This is a genomic window from Pseudomonas sp. SMV7 (assembly GCF_052041995.1).
Lineage (GTDB): Bacteria > Pseudomonadota > Gammaproteobacteria > Pseudomonadales > Pseudomonadaceae > Aquipseudomonas.
In genome coordinates this window covers 1-433 of sequence record NZ_JBKGGT010000061.1, presented here as the reverse complement: position 1 = coordinate 433, position 433 = coordinate 1, and the positions used below count along the sequence as shown (strand labels likewise).

The 433-nt window shown below is 60.5% G+C and carries 1 protein-coding gene; it reads left to right on the top strand.

Annotated elements, in window-relative coordinates; genetic code table 11:
• Positions 1–433: immunoglobulin-like domain-containing protein (locus ACLEJP_RS25525; protein WP_440810915.1), on the top strand; the 433-nt coding region annotated here is incomplete at both ends.

The window sequence follows — 433 nt, the reverse complement described above, 5'->3', positions numbered from 1 at the left end:
AAGCCGGCCAGACCAGCGCAGCGTACGAGCACGCAGCTCAAGGTGATGACGTCTACAAGGACGCAGGCGAAGTCAGCCTGGGCATCAAGTCGGCTGTGGACGTCGATGGCCGTACCTTCGAAAACCTGCAGCTGGGCGATGCGGCCAAGGTTCAGGTCACCGACACCACTGACGAAGTGGTGGCCAAGTTGACCGCGACTCCTTCGGTTACCGAAGGCGGCGAGATCACCTACACCATCACCCTGACTAACAAAGATGGTCTGCCGATCAACAACCACTCGGCACTGACCTTCACGCTGAGCGACGGCAAAACCATTACTGTGCCGGCCAATGGCACGACCGGTTCGGTCACGGTCACCGCTCCGGACAACGTCTACGCAGGCGCCAACGACCCGGTGATCAAGTCGATCGCTTCGGTCAGCGGCACCGATGT